General features: G+C 70.8%; 19 protein-coding genes. 7 read left to right on the forward strand and 12 right to left on the reverse strand.

Annotated elements, in window-relative coordinates:
* Positions 1 to 5: 5 nt before the first annotated feature.
* The 3 genes from AB0J55_RS17330 to AB0J55_RS17340 all read right to left on the reverse strand — a co-directional run bounded on the left by AB0J55_RS17330 (position 6) and on the right by AB0J55_RS17340 (position 1,895).
* Positions 6 to 1,229 (reverse strand): beta-ketoacyl-[acyl-carrier-protein] synthase family protein, encoded by a 1,224-nt coding sequence (locus tag AB0J55_RS17330; RefSeq protein ID WP_364248881.1) that lies wholly within the window; start codon positions 1,227 to 1,229, stop codon positions 6 to 8.
* Positions 1,226 to 1,459 (reverse strand): phosphopantetheine-binding protein, encoded by a 234-nt coding sequence (locus tag AB0J55_RS17335; protein ID WP_364248883.1) that lies wholly within the window; start codon positions 1,457 to 1,459, stop codon positions 1,226 to 1,228. The genes AB0J55_RS17330 and AB0J55_RS17335 overlap by 4 nt, the downstream gene beginning before the upstream one ends.
* An 85-nt stretch (positions 1,460 to 1,544) precedes the next feature.
* Positions 1,545 to 1,895, reverse strand: a complete 351-nt coding sequence (locus AB0J55_RS17340) for a hypothetical protein (RefSeq protein WP_364248885.1) — start codon at positions 1,893 to 1,895, stop codon at positions 1,545 to 1,547.
* 257 nt (positions 1,896 to 2,152) lie between these two features.
* Here AB0J55_RS17340 and AB0J55_RS17345 point away from each other — a divergent pair, with 257 nt between their 5' ends.
* On the forward strand, positions 2,153 to 2,926 hold the full coding sequence (locus AB0J55_RS17345) for a polysaccharide deacetylase family protein (RefSeq protein ID WP_364248887.1): 774 nt from the start codon (positions 2,153 to 2,155) through the stop codon (positions 2,924 to 2,926).
* A gap of 90 nt (positions 2,927 to 3,016) precedes the next feature.
* Entirely contained in the window at positions 3,017 to 4,135 is a 1,119-nt protein-coding gene (locus AB0J55_RS17350) for a beta-propeller fold lactonase family protein (protein WP_364248889.1), read from the forward strand.
* 35 nt (positions 4,136 to 4,170) lie between these two features.
* Here the strand turns inward: AB0J55_RS17350 and AB0J55_RS17355 are convergent, their stop codons facing one another.
* The gene (locus AB0J55_RS17355) at positions 4,171 to 5,082 is read right to left on the reverse strand and encodes a LacI family DNA-binding transcriptional regulator (protein WP_364248891.1); all 912 of its coding nucleotides are present in this window, start codon (positions 5,080 to 5,082) and stop codon (positions 4,171 to 4,173) included.
* A gap of 146 nt (positions 5,083 to 5,228) precedes the next feature.
* On the opposite strand from AB0J55_RS17355, the gene AB0J55_RS17360 reads away from it, so the two are divergent.
* Complete coding sequence (locus AB0J55_RS17360) at positions 5,229 to 6,404, forward strand: CaiB/BaiF CoA-transferase family protein (RefSeq protein WP_364248893.1); 1,176 nt, start codon at positions 5,229 to 5,231, stop codon at positions 6,402 to 6,404.
* A gap of 12 nt (positions 6,405 to 6,416) precedes the next feature.
* Here AB0J55_RS17360 and AB0J55_RS17365 read toward each other — a convergent pair whose 3' ends face one another.
* Positions 6,417 to 7,175 (reverse strand): CoA ester lyase, encoded by a 759-nt coding sequence (locus tag AB0J55_RS17365; protein WP_364248895.1) that lies wholly within the window; start codon positions 7,173 to 7,175, stop codon positions 6,417 to 6,419.
* A gap of 122 nt (positions 7,176 to 7,297) precedes the next feature.
* Between AB0J55_RS17365 and AB0J55_RS17370 the strand changes: the two genes are divergently transcribed.
* Positions 7,298 to 7,450: a hypothetical protein gene (locus tag AB0J55_RS17370; RefSeq protein ID WP_364248897.1), complete on the forward strand. Its 153-nt coding sequence runs from the start codon at positions 7,298 to 7,300 to the stop codon at positions 7,448 to 7,450.
* Positions 7,451 to 7,456: 6 nt separating this feature from the next.
* Here AB0J55_RS17370 and AB0J55_RS17375 read toward each other — a convergent pair whose 3' ends face one another.
* From AB0J55_RS17375 to AB0J55_RS17400, 6 genes are all read right to left on the reverse strand, one after another.
* Entirely contained in the window at positions 7,457 to 8,125 is a 669-nt protein-coding gene (locus AB0J55_RS17375) for an HAD family hydrolase (protein WP_364248899.1), read from the reverse strand.
* A gap of 76 nt (positions 8,126 to 8,201) precedes the next feature.
* Positions 8,202 to 8,570 (reverse strand): DoxX family protein, encoded by a 369-nt coding sequence (locus AB0J55_RS17380; protein WP_364248901.1) that lies wholly within the window; start codon positions 8,568 to 8,570, stop codon positions 8,202 to 8,204.
* A 60-nt stretch (positions 8,571 to 8,630) separates the two neighbouring features.
* Positions 8,631 to 10,937 carry a glycoside hydrolase N-terminal domain-containing protein gene (locus AB0J55_RS17385; RefSeq protein WP_364248903.1) on the reverse strand — a complete coding sequence of 769 codons (2,307 nt, stop codon included), beginning with the start codon at positions 10,935 to 10,937 and terminating at the stop codon, positions 8,631 to 8,633.
* A 71-nt stretch (positions 10,938 to 11,008) separates the two neighbouring features.
* Positions 11,009 to 11,797 (reverse strand): NAD(P)H-binding protein, encoded by a 789-nt coding sequence (locus tag AB0J55_RS17390; RefSeq protein WP_364248905.1) that lies wholly within the window; start codon positions 11,795 to 11,797, stop codon positions 11,009 to 11,011.
* A 58-nt stretch (positions 11,798 to 11,855) separates the two neighbouring features.
* Positions 11,856 to 15,431: a discoidin domain-containing protein gene (locus tag AB0J55_RS17395; RefSeq protein ID WP_364248907.1), complete on the reverse strand. Its 3,576-nt coding sequence runs from the start codon at positions 15,429 to 15,431 to the stop codon at positions 11,856 to 11,858.
* A gap of 192 nt (positions 15,432 to 15,623) precedes the next feature.
* Positions 15,624 to 16,061, reverse strand: coding sequence for a helix-turn-helix domain-containing protein (locus tag AB0J55_RS17400; RefSeq protein ID WP_364248909.1), 438 nt, complete (start codon positions 16,059 to 16,061; stop codon positions 15,624 to 15,626).
* 131 nt (positions 16,062 to 16,192) lie between these two features.
* Between AB0J55_RS17400 and AB0J55_RS17405 the strand changes: the two genes are divergently transcribed.
* Entirely contained in the window at positions 16,193 to 17,389 is a 1,197-nt protein-coding gene (locus AB0J55_RS17405; protein WP_364248911.1) for a thiolase family protein, read from the forward strand.
* A gap of 176 nt (positions 17,390 to 17,565) precedes the next feature.
* Here the strand turns inward: AB0J55_RS17405 and ligD are convergent, their stop codons facing one another.
* Entirely contained in the window at positions 17,566 to 18,507 is a 942-nt protein-coding gene (ligD, locus tag AB0J55_RS17410) for a non-homologous end-joining DNA ligase (RefSeq protein WP_364248913.1), read from the reverse strand.
* Positions 18,508 to 18,536: 29 nt separating this feature from the next.
* Between ligD and AB0J55_RS17415 the strand changes: the two genes are divergently transcribed.
* Both AB0J55_RS17415 and AB0J55_RS17420 read left to right on the forward strand, forming a co-directional pair.
* The gene (locus AB0J55_RS17415) at positions 18,537 to 19,373 is read left to right on the forward strand and encodes a PHP domain-containing protein (RefSeq protein ID WP_364248915.1); all 837 of its coding nucleotides are present in this window, start codon (positions 18,537 to 18,539) and stop codon (positions 19,371 to 19,373) included.
* Between the two features lie 394 nt (positions 19,374 to 19,767).
* Positions 19,768 to 21,150 (forward strand): hypothetical protein, encoded by a 1,383-nt coding sequence (locus tag AB0J55_RS17420; RefSeq protein WP_364248917.1) that lies wholly within the window; start codon positions 19,768 to 19,770, stop codon positions 21,148 to 21,150.
* Positions 21,151 to 21,346: the final 196 nt, after the last annotated feature.

A 21,346-nucleotide genomic window follows, 5' to 3' on the forward strand; every position in this document is an offset into this window, starting at 1 on the left:
CTGGTTCAGCAGTTCTTCGTGAGGACGAGGGCGGCGTTGTGGCCGCCGAAGCCCATCGACGTCTTGACCGCGCAGTCGAACGCGGCCGGGCGGGCTTCCTTGGCGACCACGTCGACCGGGATCCGGATGTCCCGGGTCCGGAAGTTGGCCGTGGGCGGCACCAGCTGCCGTTCGAGGGCCAGCACGGTGAGCGCCGTCTCGATGCCGCCGGCCGCGCCGAGCGCGTGCCCGGTCATCGCCTTGGTCGAGGTCACCAGCGGCCGGTCGCCGAGCACCCGGTGCAGCACGGTGGCCTCGATGAGGTCGTTCACCACGGTGGACGTGCCGTGGGCGTTGACGTGCCCCACGTCGGCCGGCGCCACGCCGGCGTCGGCCAGCGCGGTCCGCAGCGCCCGCTCGATCCCCGTGCCTTCGGGGTCCGGCGCCACGGCCGCGTACGCGTCGCTGGACGCGCCGTAACCCGCGATGCCCGCCCGGATCCGCGCGCCGCGCGCCGCGGCGTGCCCGGGCCGCTCCAGGACGACGAGCCCGGCACCCTCCCCCACCACGAAACCGTCGCGGCCGGCGTCGAACGGGCGGCACGCGGTCGACGGGTCGTCCCGGCGGGTGGACACCGCCCGCATCTGGCAGGCACTGGCGATCAGCAACCGCGAGCACACGGATTCGGCGCCGCCGGCGATGACGACGTCGCACGCCCCGGCGCGCAGCAGCTGCAGCGCGGTCCCGATCGCGACGGTGCCCGAGGAACACGCGGTGGACACGCTCAGGCTCGGTCCGCGGGCGCCGAGGTCCATGCACACGCTGCTGGCGGCGCTGTTCACGGTGGTCATCGGCGCGAGTTTCGGCGAGACCCGCCGGGCGCCCTTCTCCGCCAGGACGGTGCTCTGCTGGTCATAGAACGGGAGGCCGCCGTGCGCGGAACCGATGACGACCGCGACCCGGTCCCCGTCCCACCCCGACGGGTCGAGCCCGGCGTCCGCCACCGCTTCCCGGGCCGCGATCACGGCGAACTGGGAGAACCGGTCCATCATCCGCAGGGCCGGCACGCCGAGTTCGCGTTCGGGGTCGAGGTCGTCGACGGTGTACATGAAGTCGCAGGACAGCCCCTCGAGTTCCGGGCGGTGGCGGACTCCCGGCGCGGGCCCGGGCCGGGTCACGCCCCGCCACGCGGGGCCGGCGCCGACGCCCGCCGCGGTGACCAGGCCCAAGCCCGTCACGGCCGCGGTCACCGCGCGGTCTTCTCGTCGACGGCCGTCGCCAGCTGCGCGACCGTCTCCCGGGAGGTCAGCCGGACGTCTTCGAGGTCGATGCCGAGGCGTTCCTCGAGCAGGACGCGCAGTTCCTCCAGGGCAAGGGAATCCATCCCCAGTTCGTGCAGCGAGGCCCCGGAACGCGTCTCCTCCGGTTCGACGCCGAAGTTGCGGTGCAGCAGCGTGGTGATCTCTTCGGTGACGGTCACTCTGTTTCCGACTCCCATTCCGTTTCCGCCGGACCTCCGATTCGCGGCCGGGACCGTGCCGGTCCCGGCCGCGTCCCGCGGTGGCTCAGTGGCCCTGGCCGGTGCCGCCGTCGGCCTGGCTGGTGGCGGCGCAGTTGTCGGGGCTCTCGCCCTCGGCGGCGCTGCTGCCCGAGAGGATCGGCACGTCGATGCCGTTGGCGACGTCGTGCAACGGCACCTGGACGCCCAGCACGTTCACGTCGTTGTCGCAGAACCCGACCGTGGCCTCGACGTTGTGCAGCGCGTCGGTGTCGTTCAGGTTGAGCAGGCTGAACTGGCTGACGGAGTCGCCGTGGTGGTACCCGAACCCGTCCGGGGTGTCGGCGGCGGCGACGCCACCGGCGAGGAACGCGCCGGCGCCCAGGGCGGCGGTCATGGCAAAAGCCTTCTTCAACATGCGGGAGACTCCTCGGATTGCGAAAAAACGATCACGGCAGCGTTTCGCGCCGCGCGCGAGCAGAAATTACTGTGGTCCCCGGCCGGTTTTCCAGCTCGTAACACCATCAGGTGAGTACCGCGGGCCTGCGACCGCGCAGTTGTTGCCTCGTTCGTGGGAGCGCGGAATCCCCGGCGGCGCGGGGCTCCGGAGGTCTCTCAGCGTCCTCACAGCGCGGTTGCGGCAGGGTGCGACGTCGTCCGTCCGTGGGAGGTTCAGTGCACGACCCGCTCACCCGGCGCCGCCTGTTCGGGGTGGCGCTGGGCGCCGCCGCGCTGACAGCGTGCTCGGCACCAGGGCAACCGCCGGCTCCGGCCGGTCCGACGACCGGGATGGCGCCGCCGTCGCCGAGCGCACCCCCGCCGTCCCCGTCCCCGTCCCCGCAGCCGCAGGGACCGGCCACCGAGGTCGCTCGCTCCTCCTCGGGACGGCCGCAGGTCGCGCTGACCTTCCACGGCGCGGGCGATCTCCAGGTCACCCGCCAGGTGCTGGACGTCGTGCACCAGCACGGCGCGCGGATCACCGTGCTGGCGGTGGGCACCTGGCTCGCCGAGCACCCAGACGCGGCCCGGATGGTCCGCGACGGCGGCCACGAGCTGGGCAACCACACCTGGAGCCACCCCGCGCTCTCGGGCTACGCCGCGGAGCCGATGTACGCGGAAATCCAGCGGTGCCGGGACAAACTGGCCGAACTGACCGGTTCGCCGGGCGCCTTCTTCCGGCAGTCGCAAGGTCAGCACGCCACACCAGCGGAACTCACCGAAGCGGGCAAAGCGGGGTACGCGCGGGTGCTGTCCTACGACGTCGACTCCCTGGACTGGAAGGACCCCGGGCCGGCCGCCATCCGCGCCGCGGTGGCGAAGGCCCGCGCGGGCAGCGTGGTCAGCATGCACCTCGGGCACCCGGGCACGGTGGCCGCGCTCCCCGGCATCCTGACCGCTTTGGCGGACCGCGGTCTCACCCCGGTCACCGCGTCGGAACTGCTGGCGTAGCGGATGCGCGTCCGGCTGACCGCCGTGGTCCTCAGCACCGTCCTCAGTGCCGCTCTTGCCGCCGGCTGTTCATCGGACACCGGTTCGCCCATGCCGGGCATGCCGGACATGGGCGGCGGCCCCGGCACGTCCGTGCCCCACCTGCCGACCCCGCCGGCGCCGGCGGGGAACCCGTTGCCCGGCATGCCCGCCGTCCCCGACCCGCACGACGTCGACGCCGCGGCGGGCGCGGGGATGCTCTCGCCCGCGGTCGCCGGCGACAAGCCGCTGGTCTACGTGCCGCACAGCGGCTCGGGAGACGTCTGGGTGATCGACCCGGCGACCTTCCGCGTCGTCGCGAAGTACCCGGCGGGCAAGGAGCTGCAGCACGTGGTGCCGTCGTGGGACCTGCGCACGCTGTACGCGACCGACGACCGCGGTGACCACGTGCTGCCCTTCGACCCGAAGACCGGGCTGCCGGGCAAGCCGTTCCCGGTCGTGGACCCCTACAACATGTACTTCACCCCGGACGGGCGATACGCGATCTCGGTGGCGGAGCGGCTGCGCAAGCTGGTCTGGTACGACCCGCGCACGTGGCAGGCGCACGACGAGACCCCGGTCCCGGACTGCGCGGGCATCGACCACGCGGACTTCTCCCCCGACGGCCGCACGGCGGTCTTCACGTGCGAGTTCGCGGGCCGGGTCGCGGTGGTCGACGTGGCTTCCCACCACCTGCTGCGGATGATCGACATGCCGCACCGCAACACCCACATGGGCCCGCAGGACATCAAGCTCGCCCCGGACGGCTCGGTGTACTACGTCGCGGACTCGGACGCGAACGGCCTCTGGGTCCTCGACGGCGCGGCGACGAAGGTGCTCCGCTTCATCCCGACCGGCCGGGGCGCACACGGGCTCTACTTGTCGCGGGATGCGAAGCAGCTGTATGTGACCAACCGCCACGAAGGGAGCGTCAGCGTGCTCGACGCGTATTCGGGCGCGCCGGTGACGGTGTGGCACATCCCGGGCGGCGGCAGCCCGGACATGGGCAACGTGACCGCCGACGGCACGCAGCTCTGGCTGTCCGGGCGCTACGACCGGGTGGTGTACGTGCTGTCCACAAAGGATGGTTCCGTGCTGGCGAAGATCCCCGCCGGGAACGAGCCCCACGGCCTCTGCGTGTGGCCGCAACCGGGCCGGTACTCGCTGGGCCACACCGGCATCACCCGGTAGCCCCGGGAAAGCTCGCCGGCTACGACGGCCCACGGTCAGGCCACCGGCGCGATCGTCTCCCCCGGCACCGGCGGGCAGGTGAGCAGCCGCCGCTCGCCTGCCCCCGTGTCCACGACGGACGCCAGCAGCCGCACCGCCGCGCGGCCGACGGCCCGCCGTGGCACCTCGAAGCCGCTGACCTCCGGGCCCGCCGTCCCGTCCGGCGGGCGGCCCAGCACCGCCAGCGAGACCTCGCCGGGGACCGCCGCCCCGGCCGTGGCCAGCGCCCGCCGGGTCGCGGCGAACAGCGCCTCCTCGACCACCAGCGCTGTCACGCCGTCGCCGAGCCAGGCGCGGACCACCGCCGCGTCGAGGTCGGTGCCGTCGGTGCGGACCACCAGGGCCGTCCCGGTGCGGACGCCGCGTTCGCGTTCGCGGGCCGCCGCCGTGTCGTCCGGCCTGCGCAGGTAGCGGACCCGCCGGTGTCCCGCCCGCGCCAGCCGGGCCAGCACCTCCGCCGAGGCCGCGGCGTGGTCCACATCGACGAAGGGAACGCGGCCGTCCGTGCAGCGTCCGATGTGGACGACCGGGAACCCGGTGGCGAGCAGGTCCCCGGGGACGGGGTCACCGAGGAACAGGCAGCCGTCGGCGAGGCGGGTGCGGCGGACCGGGCCGGTGAACATGATGAGGTCCTTGCCGAGCGCGGCCGCCTCCGCTTCGACACCGGCCAGGACCGGCTGGTGCGCCTCGAACGCCGGGCCGGCGGCGCAGATGCCGAACAGGTCGTGGCACACGGGCCGTTTGACGAGCGGATCGGCGTAACCGAGGCGCCGCGCGGTCTCCAGCACCCGCAGCCGCGTCGACTCGGCCAGCCGGACCCCGGTGCGGTTGCCGCCCAGCACCACCGACACCGTCGCCTGCGAAACCCCGGCCACGCGGGCGATGTCGGCCTGCCGCACCCTGCCCATCGGGGACCTCGCTCGCCGGTCGCGGGAGTCAGCTGATCGATTCAGAGTGCAAGCGCGCCCGGGGAGCGTCAACGGTTTTGCCCGAAACTCCCGCGGATCCGGCCCGGTCTTACCGGGTCGCGCGACCCGGGTGGCAGGATGCGGCCATGCCTTCCCTGCCCCTCGACGGCGTCACCGTCGTGTCGTGCGAACAGGCCGTCGCGGCGCCACTGGCCACCCGGCACCTGGCCGACCTCGGTGCCCGGGTGCTCAAGATCGAGCGGCCGGGCAGCGGCGATTTCGCCCGCGCCTACGACGAAACCGTGCACGGCCTCTCCAGCCACTTCGTGTGGCTCAACCGGTCCAAGGAGAGCGTCACGCTCGACCTCAAGAGCGACGCCGCGCCCGGCGTGATGGCCGCGCTGCTGGACCGCGCCGACGTGTTCGTGCAGAACTTCGCCCCCGGTGTCGCGGACCGGCTCGGGCTCGGTGCCGCGACCCTGCGCGCCACCCGCCCGCGGCTGATCACGTGCTCGGTGTCGGGTTACGGTTCGAGCGGGCCGTACCGCGACGCGAAGGCGTACGACCTGCTCATCCAGTCGGAGGCCGGGCTGGTTTCGGTGACCGGGTCGGCGGCCGAGCCGGCCAAGAGCGGTATCCCCGCCGCGGACATCGGCGCGGGCATGTACGCCTTCTCCGGCATCCTTTCCGCGCTCTACGACCGCGAGCGCACCGGGCACGGCACCGAGCTGGAGGTGAGCCTGTTCGACTCGCTGGTCGAGTGGATGGGTTTTCCGCTCTACTACGCCGGTTACGGCGGAACGCCGCCGCCGCGCACCGGCACCAGCCACGCGGCGATCGCGCCGTACGGCACCTTCGCCGCGGGCGACGGCACCGAACTGGTGCTGGCGGTGCAGAACGACCGCGAGTGGGCGGCGTTCTGCGAGCACGCCGTCGCCCGCCCGGACTGGGCCGGCGACGAGCGCTTCGCCACCGGGAGTGCCCGGGTGGCGAACCGGGCCGCGCTGGAACGCGAGATCGACGCGGTCTTCGCCACGCTGACCGGCACCGAACTGGAAGAGCGGCTCAAGGCGGGCCGGATCGCCCACGCCCGCCGCCGGGAGCTCCCGGACGTCCTGGCGCACCCGCAGCTCACCGCGCGCGACCGGTTCGCCGAGGTACCGACGCCGGGCGGGCCGGTACGGGCGACGCTGCCGCCGATCACGGTCGCCGGCCGGGCGCCGCGGATGGACCCGGTGCCGGCACTGGGCGAGCACACGGACGCGGTCCTGGCGGAGTTCGGCTTCGACGCGGAGGCGTTGCGGCGTCAGGGTGCCGTGTAGCGCAGGTGCGCATCACCCGCCGAGGATGCGGCGGGCGCGGGCGAGCACCGGCTTGTCCACCAGCCGGCCGTCCACAAGGGACACCGAATCCCCCGCCGCCGCCAGCACGCGCCGGGCCCACTCGCGTTCGGCCTCCGTCGGGGCGAACGCCGCGCGTACCACGGGCACCTGCCGCGGGTGGATGCAGAGCTTGCCGCCGAAGCCGAGGCGGCGCGCGTACCGGACGTCGGCTTCGAGCTCGGCGTCCGCACCCACGTTCGTCGTGACGCCGTCCACCGGCGGGGCGAGCCCGGCCGCCGCCGAGGCGATCACCAGGCGCGAGCGCGCGTAGGCGAACGGCTCGCGGTCTTCCGGTGCGACCCCGAGTTCCGCCGCGAGGTCGACGCTGCCGAACGCCAGCCGGGTCACCGACGGCACCGCGGCCAGCTCGGCGGCGCGTTCCACCCCGGCCGCCGTCTCGACGAGGGCCACCACCTCGCGGAACCCGGCGAGCACGCCGGGCGTCTCGGCCTTCGGCACGACCACCGGGACACCCCGCGCCGCCACCAGGCCGGCGTCGGCGTCGAACCACGGGGTGCCCGGCGCGTTGATCCGGACCATCGCGCGACGGCTCTCCAGCCACTCGCCGACCGAGGCCCGGGCGGAGTCCTTGGCCGCCGGTGCGACGGCGTCTTCCAGGTCGAGGATCACGACGTCGGCGCCGCTGGTCACGGCCTTGCCGAAGCGGTCCGGCCGGTCGCCGGGCACGAACAGGAACGTCGTCGCCGCCACCCGGCCACGATAACGAACCGCCGGGGGGTAAGGGCTCCGCCGGCCGCGGAGTGCGTGATCACCTGATGCGGGCGCCGGAACCTCAGGACGATCGTGGGTCCCAGGAGAAGGAAGGAGCCGCCATGCGAGGCGACTGGATTCACGACTGGGTGCAGGTCGAGCTGGCCTACCGGGCCGGGCCGCGCCCGGCGCCGGTAGTGCGGGCCGCGCGGGAGCGGCGTCCCGCGAAACCGTGGTGGGCCGCGCTGTTCCGGATGCGGGTGCGGCAGGCGTGACGGCGGTCAGCGGGCCGCGGCGTGGACCCGCTCGACGACCGGGAGCAGGCCGGCCAGCCCGGGCAGCACCGCGTCGGCCACCGCCGGGTCGTGCGGGTCGTCGTGGCGGTTGATCCACACGCGCGGGATGCCCAGCGCCCGGGCCGGCACCATGTCGTGGAAGTGGCTCTGGGCGACGTGCACCCAGTTCCCGGCGGTCGCCTCGAAGGAGGCGGCGAACCGCCGGAAGGGGCTGTGGCCGGGCTTGTACTCGCCGGCGTCCTCCGCGGTCACGATCGCGTCGACGGGCACCGCGAGCCGCCGCTGGGTCTCGCCGATGAGGTCGCGGTCGCAGTTGGTCAGCAGGGCGAGCCGCCAGCCCGCCTCCCGCAACCCGGCGAGCGCGGCCCGGGTGTCCGGGAAGACCGGCCAGTACGGCAGCCCGGTCCCGAGCACCGACGCGTCGTCGGGGCCCAGCTCCAGCCCGGCTTCGGCCGCGGTCCGGCGCAGGGCTTCGGCCAGCACCTCCCGGTAGCGCCGCACCGGCGTTTCCGCCTGCACCTGTGGCTCGAACCGGTTGTAGACCTCCAGCAGCTCGGCGCCCCGGCCGGGGAAGAGCAGCTCGATCCCGGTGGCGATGCCGTGCCGCCAGTCCACCAGCGTGCCGAAGCAGTCGAACGTCGCCCAGCGGATCATCGTGCGCTCTCCTCCCGGTCGGTCAGGTCCGCCACGATCTTCGCGAAGACCGCGGCGGTCCGCGACCGCCGGGACGTCAGCCGGCGAAGCGGCCCACCGCCACGAACACCGCGAGCAGGAGCAGCACGACGTTCATCGGCAGGGCCTTCGTCTCCTTGCGCCGCGCGTGCACGACGATCGCCCCGGCCTGCACGACCGCGAGGCCGGTGGCGGCCAGCGGCGTCAGCACCGGAGCGATGTCCAGGGCGCGCGGCAGGATCAGCCCGAGTGCGCCGAGGATCTCGACCGCGCCGATGGCCTTCACCGCCGCTTCGGAGAAGTCCGCTGCCCAGCCCATGTTCGGGTTTTCCAGCAGCTTCTCCCGCGGGGTCGCGAGCTTCATGCCCCCGGCGAACAGGTACAGCACCGCGAGCAGCCCCGCCGCGATCCACAGGACGACGTTCACGCCTCACCTCCGGTCCGAAGAAAGTAGTTGAACACTACACCGATTTCCGGAGGTCCTGTCTCAACTTGGCCGGACCGTGACCGACTCGCCGGGCCGCAGGGTGACCGTGCGCCGCCAGGTGCCCGCCCGCACCTCGGTGCGCGTCCCGCCGACGCTGCGGAGTACCGCCCGGGTGACTTTCCCGGCACGCCATTCGACGTCCGCCTCGAACCCGCCCCGGACCCCGATGCCGGTCACCCGGCCCGCGGCCGCCCACGCCGCAGGCAAGGCCGGCAGCAGTTCCACGACCCCCGGCCGGGAGTAGAGGAGCATCTCCACCATCGCGGTGGGGGCGCCGAGGTTCGCATCGATCTGGAAGATCGTGTAGCTGCCCTGGCTGTACATGTCGAAGAAGTTCGGCGCGGTGCCGTTGCCGTTGGCCATCGACGGCCGCAGCACGGTGAGCAGCAGCCGGTACGCGCGGTCGGCGTCCTTCAGCCGGGCCCAGCACGCCGACCGCCACGCCGTCGCCCAGCCGTAGCTGTCCATCCCGCGCGCGATCAGCAGCGCCCGCACGCCGTCGAGCAGCTCGCGTGGCGCCGTGTCGGCGGCGATGCGGTCGCCGGGGAAGAAGCCGATCAGCGGGGACAGGTGCCGGTGCGTGGTTTCGCCGAGGTTGTCCGGCGACATCCACTCCTCGAGCCAGCCGGTCTTCGGGCTCACCTTCGGCAGGTAGAGGCGTTTCTGCAGGCCGCCGATCCGGTCGCCGTACGCGCGGTCGCGGCCGAGGACCGCGACCGCCTCGCGGTAGTGCTCGAACAGGTCCCAGACGATCTCCTGCGCGTAGGTGATCCCGCGCGTGTCCTGCGGGCCGTGCTCGGGCGACCAGTCGTGGTCGTCGACGAGCACCTCGCGGCCGTCGACGGTCATCGGGACCAGCCGCGCCGCCCAGAACTCGCACGCCCCCTTCAGCAGCGGGTAGATCCGCGCGAGGTAGGCCTTGTCCTGGGTGAAGGCGTAGTGGTCCCACAGCGAGTTGCACAGCCAGGCGTTGCCGCCGGGATGCCACCACCAGCCGGAGCCGCCGTAGATGTTGGTGGAGAACGCGACCGCCCAGCCGGCGACCTTCCCGCTGGTGTTCCGGAACCGGTTGCGCGGGTCGCCGAACAGCCGTTTCGTGCTGTCCGTCCACACGGGAAGCTGCGCGAGGCAGTAGTCGGCCAGGGCAGTGAAGCTCCCGGGCAGCGCCGCGCGGCCGGCCAGCCAGTAGTTCATCTGGACGTTGATGTCGGTGTGGTAGTCGCTCATCCAGTCCGGCGTGTTGGTGTTCTGCCACAGGCCCTGCAGCCCCATCGGCAGGCCGTCGCGCGAGCCGGTGATGGTGAGGTACCGGCCGAACTGCAGGTAGCTCGCCTCCAGCTCCGGATCGGCCGTGGCCGGGTCGTCGTGCCGGGCGACCAGCCGCGACCAGGTGTCCAGTGCCCGCTTCGCCGGCGGCGACTGGCCGAGGTCCACGCTCATCCGGTCGTACAGCCGCCGGTAGTCGGCGACGTGCGTGGCCCGCAGGGCACGGCCACCGGCGGCCAGGGCCGCGGCCGCCTTCCGCTTCGCGAGCGCCAGTGGATCGAGGGAGGCGTCGAGGAACTTGCGCGCCGCGTCGGGCACGTAGTTGGTGCCGCCACTGAACACGACGACGACCTCGCTGCCGCTGAAGGTGAGCCCGCCGGCCACGGTGCACGCGTACTTCAGGCCGTTGGCGAACGCGCCGGTGAACGCGCCCGCGCCGGCCGCCGGTTCGCCGCGGGTCGGCTCCAGCGACACCGTCCCGGTGACGGGTCCGCCGCTGAGCCGGACCACCACGACGTCGTCGGGGTGGCTCGCGAAGTACTCCCGGCGGTACTGCACGCCCTGGTGCCGGTAGGTGATCACGACCAGGCCGTTGTTCAGGTCGAGCGTGCGGCGGTAGTCCGTCACGCCGGCGTGGGCGGGGACGGCGATCCGCAGCTTCGCGAGCAGGCCGAGCGTGCCGAACTTCTCGGTGTCGTAGGGGAACTGGCCGTCGTCCTGGAGGACGTCGTTCGGGCCGCCGGTCCACAGCGAGGCGTCGGCCAGGTAGAGGAAGTCGGCGGCCGGGTCACCGCCGACGAGGGCACCGATCCGACCATTGCCGATCGGCAGACCCTGCTCGATGATTTTGTCCTCGCGCGCGGGCGACGGGTACCACAGCGTGGTGGCCTGCCCTTCGGGGACCAGGTCCTCCCGCGCCGGGCGCACCACTTCAGCATTGGCGGCAAAAGGATGGAGCCCACCCAGTGCCACCCCGGCACCGACCGCGCCACCGAGCTTGAGGAAGGACCGCCGCGACGGCGGCAGAGGCAGTTCCGGCATGGGTCATCCGTTCGGCGAGGGCGGAAACGGCCGTGAAGCCCGCCAAACATATGACCTATCCGGTCGGGTGGTCAAGAATCGTCGCGATGGACCGATGCCTCGTGAGCGGCTTGCTCGGCCAGGTACTGCCGGAAGGTGATCTCGCCGTCGCGGTGGCCGGGGACCAGGTGACCGCCGCCCGCGTAGGCCCGGAACGTCTCCCCGGGCACGGTCAGCGGCACGATCCGGCGGCGCCGGCCGCTCACCTCGCCGACCGCCTCCGCCAGCTCCGCCGCCGTCAGGATTTCCGGGCCGCCGAAGTCCGGCGCGCGGCCCGCCGGCTCGGCCAGGGCGAGGTCCGCGAGCCGCCTCGCCACGTCCCGCACGTCCACCGGCTGGAACGAGATCCGCGGTACCGGCACCACGGGCAGCCGGGACGCCCCCGCCAGCAGGCCGCGGACCAGGCCGTGGAACTGGGTGGCGCGCTGGATCGTGGCCGGCAGCCCCGAGGCGGCGACGATCTCCTCGGTTTCGCGTTTGGCCCGGTAGTAGCCGAGCGGCACGCGGTCGACACCGACGATCGAGACGTAGACCAGGTGCGGACCACCGGCCCAGCGCGCCGCCTCGACCAGGGTGCGGGCGAGCGCCGCTTCGCGCCCGAAGTAGTCGGTGGCGCAGTGGACGACCACGTCGGTCCCGGCCACCGCGCTGTCGATGCCGCGGCCGGTCCGCAGGTCGCCGCGGACGACGTCCGGGCCAGGGCGCCGGCTGAGCACGCGGACCTCCTCCCCCGCCGCCCGCAGCCGCGTCACGACCGCCGAGCCGAGCCGACCGGTCCCGCCCGTGACCAGGATCCGCACGCCGACCACCTCCAGCGCCATCCTGGCACGGGGCGGGCCCGCCGGGAACGCTTTCCCGGCGGGCCCGCGCGGCCGTGTGTCAGCTTCGGTTGATGGTGAACGTGGTGGTGCGGTTGCGGATGTCCTCGGCGTTGTCGCTCAGCGTGAGCCCGGTGAAGGTCGCCGAGCCGACGGCCGGGCCCTGGTCCGGTTCCGGCAGCTCGTTGACCCAGATGCCGATCCCGGACTTCGCGTCGAAGGCGTCCCCGCTGCGGTGGGCGCCGGTGATCGACACGTTTGCCAGCACGGTGTCCTCGACCGGGTGCTCCGGCGTGGTGCCGTCGTACTTGGTCTGGAACATGATGCCGCTGTAGGTCGGGCTCTGGATGTCCACATCGGACACACGGATGCCGCGGAACTCCTTGGACGCGGAGAACAACCAGATCGCCGGGAACGTCTGCTGGCCCCAGAAGTGGCCGCCGTCCCGGACCAGCGAGGCGTTCTGGACCGTCGTCGGCTGCGGCCCGAACCCGAGGAACGGGTAGCCGAAGTCGAGCGAGCTGATCGTGATCGCCGAGTACGTCAGCGTGTCCGCGATGTAGAGGTTGCGGAAGGTGTTGCTGTACCCGCCGTAGACCGCCAGCCCGGCCGCGCGCCACGGGGTGAGCGCGGTCAGGTTCTCGAACACGTTGTCGTACTGGTTGCCCTGGTTGATGTCGGTGGCGGCGAACAGCGCGAAGCTGTCGTCACCGGTGGACCGGGCCTCGTTGTTGGTGACGTGGTTGCCGGTGCTCCCGTTCGTCAGGTTGACGCCGTCGGCGAAGGTGTCGCGGATCCGGGAGTTCTTGATCGTGGTGTTGTCCACGTTCGTGCCCCAGACCATGACCACCTGGTGCTCGACCCAGATGTTGTCGATCGTCAGGTTCGCGACGTTCGTCAGGTTGAACACCTTGCCGGGGCCGTCGATCCGGGAGGTGTAGTTGCCGAACACGGCGAACCCGCTGAACGTCGAGCCGTTCGCGCTGGACTGGACGTCGATGCCGATGTCGGTGTTCTCCTGGCCGGCAGGCGCGGAGAACTTCGTGAACCACGGCCCGGCGCCGGTGACCGTGACGGCCTTGCCGTAGACGTTCAGCTTGCTCGACAGCGAGTAGTCCCCGGCCGGCAGGTAGACGCCGGTGAGGGTGGTGTCCTGCCGGACCTTGTCGAGCGCGTTCTGCACGTCCTGCTGGGTGAACCCGGCGGGCACCGCGAGGTGCGCCGGATCGGGGTTGCCGGCCGCGGCGGCCTGCTCGAAGTTGACGAAGTCGATCGCGTAGTTCGTCGTGTTCGCCGCGTCTTTCTGCAGCTTGATCCGGTGCCCGGCGGGCACGGTGGTGCCGAGCAGCGTGCTCGCCTCGTCGTAGATGTGCCGTGGCCCGGCGCCCGGGGAGTTGCCCGGGCCGGTTTCGGCGCCGTAGAGCCACGCGTAGTGCGAGGTCAGGTCGATGGCCTTGAGGAAGGTGCCGTCGACGTAGACGTTCAGCGTCGCGTTGATGCCGCCGCCGCCCGCGCTGTCCGGGATGGAGAACCGCGTGACCAGGGTGTTGGTCGCCGCGCGGGTGGTGAACTCGACCGACGAGCCGGTCGAGTTCAGCGTCACGGCCTTCCGGCCCGACGCCTCGCCGGCGAGGTCGCCGATGGTCCGGTTCGGCCCGACCACGGCCGCACCGCCTGCGAGAACTCCGTCTTCGGCCTCGTACATGTCGTAGGGCATGTTGGCGCCCCGGCCGGCGAACAGCGACTGGGTGCTGGTGTTGTTGGCCTGTTTGACGGGCAGCTCGTTGGCGTCGTTCGCGACCACTGTCTTGACGGTGTACCGGCCGTTGGCCGCGGTCCAGGTGCCGACGGTGATCGGCGCCGCGGTGGCCCCGGCGGCGATGGTCCCGGTGTAGCTGCCGGTCAGCGTCTTGACGACGGTCCCGTTCTGGTCGGTGATCGTCACCGTGACGCCGTGCGCGCCGCCCGCGCTCGCCACGGTGCCCTGGTTGCGCAGGGTCGTGGTGAACGTGACGGTGTTGCCGGCGGAGGGGTTGCCCGGCGACCACGCCGTCGCCGCGACGAGGTCGGAGCTCTGCACCGGGCTGACGACCAGCGTCGTCGCGCCGGTGTAGGAGTTGTTGGCCTCGTTCTGCTCGATGACGGCGTTGGCCTCGTCGACCTTGGCCGTGAGCTGGTAGCTGCCCGCGTCCCGGGTGCCGATGTTCGCCGAGACGGTCGCCGACGCGCCGGCCGCGAGGGCGCCGACGTTCGCCGTGCCGACCTTGGCCGTCCCCAGGTAGAGGTTGACGTTCGTCGCGCCGGAGGCGGCCGTCCCGGCGTTGCGGACGGTCGCCGACGCGGTGATCGCGTCGGTCTCCACCGGGTTCTGCGGCGACCAGGACACGCCGGAGATGGTCAGGTCGGGGTTGGGCGCGGGGACGCCGAAGACCTGGAACTCCGCGGCCTGCCCGCCGCCCGCGCCGGAGTTGGCGGTGACGCGCAGGCGGACGTCGGCGGCGCGGCCGCCGAGCGGGATCGTCACGGTGTTGCCGGTCGCCGGGCTGAAGCTGTAGGTCTGCGCGGCGGCGAGGGTGGTGAACGCGGAGGCGCTCTGTTCGCGGCCTTCGACGGCGATCGTCTGGGTCCGCGGGCCCCACGCGGGGTCGGGGTTGAGCTTGACCACGACCTGGTTCAGGTCGGCGTTCGCGCCGAGCGCGACGGTCAGCAGGTTCGGGTAGGTTCCGCCGCCGCCCTCCCAGTAGGTGGCCAGGGAGTCGTCGTTGGCGTTGCCCGCGACGTAGGTCCATTCCGTGGAGGACGCCGTGATCGGCTTGCCCAGCGCCAGGTTCGTCCCCGCTTGGGTGCCGGTGCGGGTCACCGTGTTGCTGGCGGCGGACTGGTTGCCCGCAGCGTCCTTCGCGCGGACGAAGTACGAAACGGTGGCACTGTCGGGCTGGGTGTCGGTGTAGGTCAGGACGTTCCCGGCGACGCTGCCGCGGAGCTGGCTGTTCGCGTAGACGTCGTAGCCCGCGACACCGGTGTTGTCGGTCGAAGCCGACCAGGTGAGCCGGATCTGGCCACCAGCGGGCTGGGTGTAGGCGAGGTTGCCGGGCGCCGACGGCGGCTGCGTGTCGCCGCCGGCCGGGCCGTGCACCTCGAATTCCGACAGCTGGGCGGCGGGCCAGCCGGTGTTGGCGGTGACGTTGAGCCGGACGTACCGCGGCTTGCCGGTGACGTTCACGGTGACCGTGTTGGCGTTCGCCGGGTCGAACACGTACCCGGCCGACGGCTTCAGGTCGGTGAAGCTGGTCCCGTCGGTGCTGCCCTGCACGCTGAAGGTCTCGGTGCGGGCGCCCCAGTTCGCGGCCGGGAGCTTGAGCACGAGCCGCGCGACGTCCGTCGGGGCGCCGAGGTCGGCTTGGACCCACTGCGGGAACTGGTTGCTGGTGCTCTCCCAGTAGGTGGCCTGGTTGCCGTCGCCGACGTTCGAGACGGGGTAGCCGGCGAGCTGGCTGCTGGCGGTGTAGGTCGCGGACGCGGCCTGGACGGCGGCCGCGGAGGCGGGGGCGGCGCTCACCGGGGCGGCGGGCGTGGCCAGGAGCAGGGACAACGCGGCGAAGGCGGCCGCGGGTGACAACACTCGCTTCGTTCTCATGCGGTTCCTCTGATCCGGGGAGGGGAGGGAGCGAAACCGGGATCTTCCTGACGGCTGCCTCGATTTATCGGCGAACTGTCAGCTTCTTGCACTGATTCGTTCAAGAGTTACAGTGACGCGCGTCTCAAGTCAACGGTCACGCACGAAGAAGGCCTCCTCGCGACGATGCGAGGAGGCCTTTGCGGGCCGGGGTCAGTGCACGGCACCCAGGCGGATCGCGTGGGTGCCGGGGGCGTTCACCGGGTCGCCACAGTGCGCGCAGACGGTGGCCGGAACCAGCACCTCGCCACAGGCGTGGCGCCACAGCGTGGGCGGTTCACCCTGGTGGACGTACTGGTCACCCCAGGCCATCAGGCCGAGCAGGATCGGCTGCAGGGCACGACCGGCTTCGGTCGGGTGGTACTCGTGCCGCGGCGGGTGGCTCTCGTACTGGACCTTCTCGAGGACGCCGGCGTCGACGAGCTTGCGCAGCCGCGCGGCCAGGATGTCCCGGCTGGCCCCGGTGTTCTCGGCGATCTGGTTGAACCGCCGCTCCCCCAGCATGATCTCGCGCAGCGCGAGCAGGCTCCACCGCTCGCCGACGACCTCCAAAGCCTCGGCGACCGAGCACTCGCGACCACGCCGGACCATGCCACCTCCACGGGATTGAAAATCCAACCTAGCACGTCAATGCGCTGTGACGTGCCGAACAGCTGAGTTGTGGAATCCAACTCACCCGGCGTATACCCGAAGAAACCCCGATCTGCGAGGAGGCAGACGCCATGACGGACGCGGTGATCGTCGACGCGGTACGAACCCCGATCGGCAAGGGCAAGCCGAACGGCACCCTCGCCGGGGTGCACCCAGTGGACCTGCACGCCCACGCCCTGCGTTCCCTGGTCGAGCGCACCGGCCTCGACCCGGCCCGGATCGACGACGTGATCAGCGGCGCGGTCGGCCAGATCGGCGAGCAGAGCATGAACACGGCCCGCTGGGCGGCGCTGGCCGCCGGGCTGCCGGAATCGGTCCCGGCGGTGACGGTGGACCGCCAGTGCGGCAGCAGCCAGCAGGCAATCCACTTCGCCGCCCAGGGCGTCATCGCCGGCGCGTACGACATCGTGATCGCCTCGGGCGTCGAGTCGATGAGCCGGGTCCCGATGGGCAGCCAGGCGGCGGGCCGCGACCCGTTCGGCCCGCAGGTCGCCGCGCGCTACCCGGAGGGCTTGGTACCGCAGGGCATCAGCGCGGAACTCATCGCCGCGAAGTGGGGCTTCACCCGGGCCCAGCTGGACGAGTTCGCCGCGGAAAGCCACCAGCGCGCCGCGAAGGCGTGGGCGGACGGCAAGTTCACCGGCGAAGTAGCGCCGCTCAAGGCCCCCGGCCCCGACGGCGCCCTGGTCGACGTCACCACGGACGAGACGGTCCGGCCCGGCACCACACCGGAGATCCTCGCCGGCCTGAAGCCGGCCTTCCGCACCGACGCCTGGGAAGAACGGTTCCCGAACCTGGGCTGGCACATCACGGCGGGCAACGCCTCCCCGATCAACGACGGAGCGGCCGCGCTCCTGATCACCAGCACCGAAAAGGCAAAGGAACTGGGCCTGAAGCCCCGAGCCCGCATCCACAGTTTCGCGGTCACCGGCGACGACCCCCTGCTCATGCTGACGGGAATCATCCCGGCCACCCGCAACGTCCTGGCCCGCGCGGGGTTGGAGGTGTCGGACATCGACGCGTTCGAGGTGAACGAGGCATTCACCAGCGTGGTGCTGGCCTGGCAGCAAGAGCTGGGCGCAAATCCGGCCAAGGTGAACATCAACGGAGGAGCAACGGCCCTGGGCCACCCCCTGGGCGCCAGCGGAGCCCGCCTGGCCACAACACTGCTATCGGTCCTGGAGCAAACAAACGGCCGCTACGGCCTCCAGACGATGTGCGAAGCAGGCGGCCTGGCCAACGCAACAATCATCGAACGCCTGCCCTAACCCCCCAAACCGGCGACAAAAAGCAGAACCCAACCCCAGAAGAAACCCAGACCCCCCGCAACCCCGATACGAAGCCAGAACACGGCCGGCGGCATCTTGTCAAGGCATGCTTTCCCGCCTTGACAAGATGCCGCCGGCCGTAGTCACAATCAGGCTTCGGGGTTGCGATAACAACCTCACTCCGGATCAGGAGCCTCAACCCCATCCCGATCAGCCCACTCAAGCAACGGTTCAAGCGAAAAAACCGCATCATCGATCCCGGCATGCAGATCACCCACCTCCCGAAACCGCCCCGGAACGGTAGCAATAGTGAAATCCCCCGGCTCGACGTCGTCGATTTCAGCCCACCGGATCGGCGTCGAAACCGTCCCCTCAGGATTCCCCCGAACCGAGTAAGCACTGGCAATCGTATGATCCCGAGCATTCTGGTTGTAATCGACAAACAACATCCGAGGATCCCGATCCTTCCGCCACCAGGTAGTGGTGACATCATCCGGAGCCCGCCGCTCAACCTCCCGCGCAAACGCCAGCGCCGCCCGCCGAACATCGGCAAACCCCCACCGCGGCTCAATCCGAACATAAATGTGCAACCCGCGCCCACCGGAAGTCTTCGGCCACCCGACCGCACCAAGCTCATCAAGCACCTCATGAGCGACATGCGCAACCCGCCGAACCCGCTCATAACCACAATCAGGCATCGGATCGAGATCGATCCGCCACTCATCAGGCTTCTCGGTATCGCCCCGCCGCGAGTTCCACGGATGAAACTCCACAGTAGACATCTGCACCGCCCACGCAACATGCGCCAGCTCGGTCACGCACAGCTCATCGGCGTGCCGGTTGTACCGCGGAAAGGTCACCCGGACGGTCTCCAGCCAAGGCGGCGCCCCGTTCGGCACCCGCTTCTGATGCACCTTCTCCCCCGCGACCCCGGACGGGAACCGGTGCAACATGCAGGGACGTTCCCGCAGCGCGTTGACGATCCCGTCGCCCACCGAGAGGTAGTAGTTGACCAGGTCGAGCTTGGTCTCCCCGCGGGCCGGGAAGTAGACCCGGTCCGGGTTGGAGATCCGCACGGTGTGCGGCCCGACCTCGAGCTCCACAGCCTTGGACGCCATGGGTCAGACGCTACGGCACAATCGCCCTGGTGAGCCTCCCGACGGACGGACACGTCCACACCGAATGGTCCTGGGACACGATCACCGGGTCGATGCTCGGCTCGTGCGAGCGAGCGCTCGAGCTGGGCCTGCCGTCAGTGGCCTTCACCGAGCACGCGGACCTGACGCCGTGGCTGATGCCGGAACCGATCCGTCCCCTCCTGCCGGACCACTTCCGGGTCCGCCTGCGCCCGGACGGTGTCCTCGAGCCACCCGAGTTCGACGTCCCCGGCTACCTGGCGTGCGTCGAGGAGTGCCGATCGCGGTTCCCCGGCCTGCGGATCCTGTCCGGAGTGGAGCTCAGCGAGCCGCACTGGCACCGCCGGCGCGCCGACGCCCTCCTGGCGGCTCACGACTTCGACCGCGTGCTCGGCTCGGTGCATTCGCTGCCCGACGGCGAGCACCACCACGAGCTGACCGTGGTCGCGGACTGCCCGCCGGGCGAGCTGCTGCGCGCATACCTCGGGGAAGTACTGGGCCTGGCCGAGTCGACGGCGGACTTCGCGGTGCTGGCCCACATCGATTACGCCCTGCGGTCGTGGCCGGCCGAGGGCCCGCCGTTCGAGGTGGGCGAGTTCGAAGAGGAGTTCCGGACGGTGCTGCGGGCGTTGCAGGCGAGCGGCCGGGCGCTGGAAGTGAACACGAAGGTCCCGCTGCCGGGCGAGGTGGTGCGGTGGTGGTTCGAGGTGGGCGGCGAGGCGGTGGCCTTCGGCAGCGACGCCCACGAGCCGGCCCTGGTCGGCCACGGCTTCAAGGAGGCAGCAGCCCTGGGCGAGGCGTGCGGCTTCCGGCCGGGCCGCACCCCGCACGACTTCTGGCGCCGCTGACCCGGCCAGTGGTTGCGGCCGAGTGCCGTTCGGCCTCGGGACCCACGCCGGGGGGCAAAGGGTTCGCCAGTAGGACGAGTGGGACCACGCTGCGTTCGACATCGGACGTCAGGTGGCACCCTGGCTCACCCACGACAATCTACCCCAGACACACTTGGCAACTTGAATCAGTAGTCCGTCATCGATTTCCGACCATAGATAGGTTGAAGAACGCCGAAATCGGAGCCAAGTTCGACTGAACCGTTGATGATCGAAGGGAATCAAGAGGTCCCGCTTGACCACTACTCGCTTGATCCATCAGACGCGATCTCACGGACGGTGATGCTGGCGTAGTGTAACAGAGCTACTGCCGACTCCGACGACGTCAGGGCAGATTCTGATGCAAGGAGGGCGCGTGGACCGACTGCGACATCTAGTGGTGATCGTCCCGGGCATCGGCGGGAGCGTGCTCACCGACGCGCGAGGTGAGCGGGTCTGGGGGCCGAAGCTCGGGGGCATCGCCGGCGCCCTGCTGCGTCCGGACCGACTGAACCTCGCCGAGCACCCTTCCCTGGCCGCGGTTGATCTTCTCCCGACTATATCCGTTGTGCCGCCAGTGTGGCGAGTCCCCGGCTACGACCGCCTCCTCGCCCGGATCATCAGAGCATTCCCCGGCGCAGTTGTCGAAGTCGCAACGCCAGGCAGCACGGCAACGATTCCGGACGTTCTTACCGTTCCTTACGACTTTAGGCGGGGTATCGTCGCGGCCGCCGAGCATTTGCGCAACGTAATCGACAGCCGGCTGCGTGACCTGACCTCCGATGGTCGGCGCCGACGAGTGATCGTAATTGGGCATTCCATGGGTGGACTGGTGGCCCGTTACTGGCTCGGCCCACTGGGGGGCGCAGACGACTGCGCCGGATTGATTACAGTCGGCACACCGCATGGCGGCGCCCCGAAAGCACTGAACTGGCTTGTGAACGGTGTCCGCCTGGGTCCGAAGCGATTCGATGCATTGACAAACCTCCTGCGTGATTGGCCTTCGGTGTACGACTTGCTGCCACGTTACCCGGCCGTGGCTGGGACACGCGCACGTTATCCACATGACCTCAATGAATATTTCCCAGGCTTTGTTAATCGTGCCAAGAATTCGCACTTGATGCACCAAGATATCGACGCTGCTTGGGCGGAACTAGATCAGCGCCCCTTGCTGAGCGCAATCTATTCCCGCGGACACGGCACAGCTCAGCGCGGGGCAATTACGGGCGACCGGCTTTCGGTCACGGAAGAGCCCGTAGAGTGGATGCCTAACCCAGACTGGCTCGGCGACGGCACGGTACCAGCTTTTTGCGCGATTCCGAACGATCTCGACGATCCGCGGGCGCGGATCGCCGTCCCGGAACGGCATCTGCCGATGGCTTCTACTTCGGCGATCACCGAATTGCTGGTCGAATATGCCGCCGGCTCGTTCCATTCGGTGCGGGGTGACGTCCCGGAGCAGCCATGGCTCGGCCTCGACCTGGCCGACACTTATCAAGAAGGCGAATCGGTGACTATCGGCGTACGGCTGCTTGGCGCTCGCTATGCCGACGCCGTATGGGTCCGATTACGTCCACTGGACGGCGGCCCGGGTAGGTGGCGCACCAACGCCCGTCAGGTTCACGGCGGCTGGCTAGCGGATATACCAGGCCTACCACCAGGCGCGTACGACGTGCTAGTGGACGCTGTGGGGGTACCAGATTTCGATCAAGTGCGGTGCCAAGACGTCGTCGGAGTGGTGGGGGCGCGCGAGTGGTGACTTGGCCGGGATGGCGGATGACGGAGCCGGAACTACTGCTCAGGTACGTCCAGCGCGACAAAGCGCGGAGTCTCCTGCCGTCGGAACTGGCCAGCAGGCTACCTGGCCCGGGTGGCAAACCTCCAATGGACCGGGTACGAGCGCTCTACGAGGTATTCGCAGACCGGCGGATAACGTACGTACACGAGATGACACT

This window comes from Amycolatopsis sp. NPDC049688 (assembly GCF_040674975.1).
Lineage (GTDB): Bacteria > Actinomycetota > Actinomycetes > Mycobacteriales > Pseudonocardiaceae > Amycolatopsis.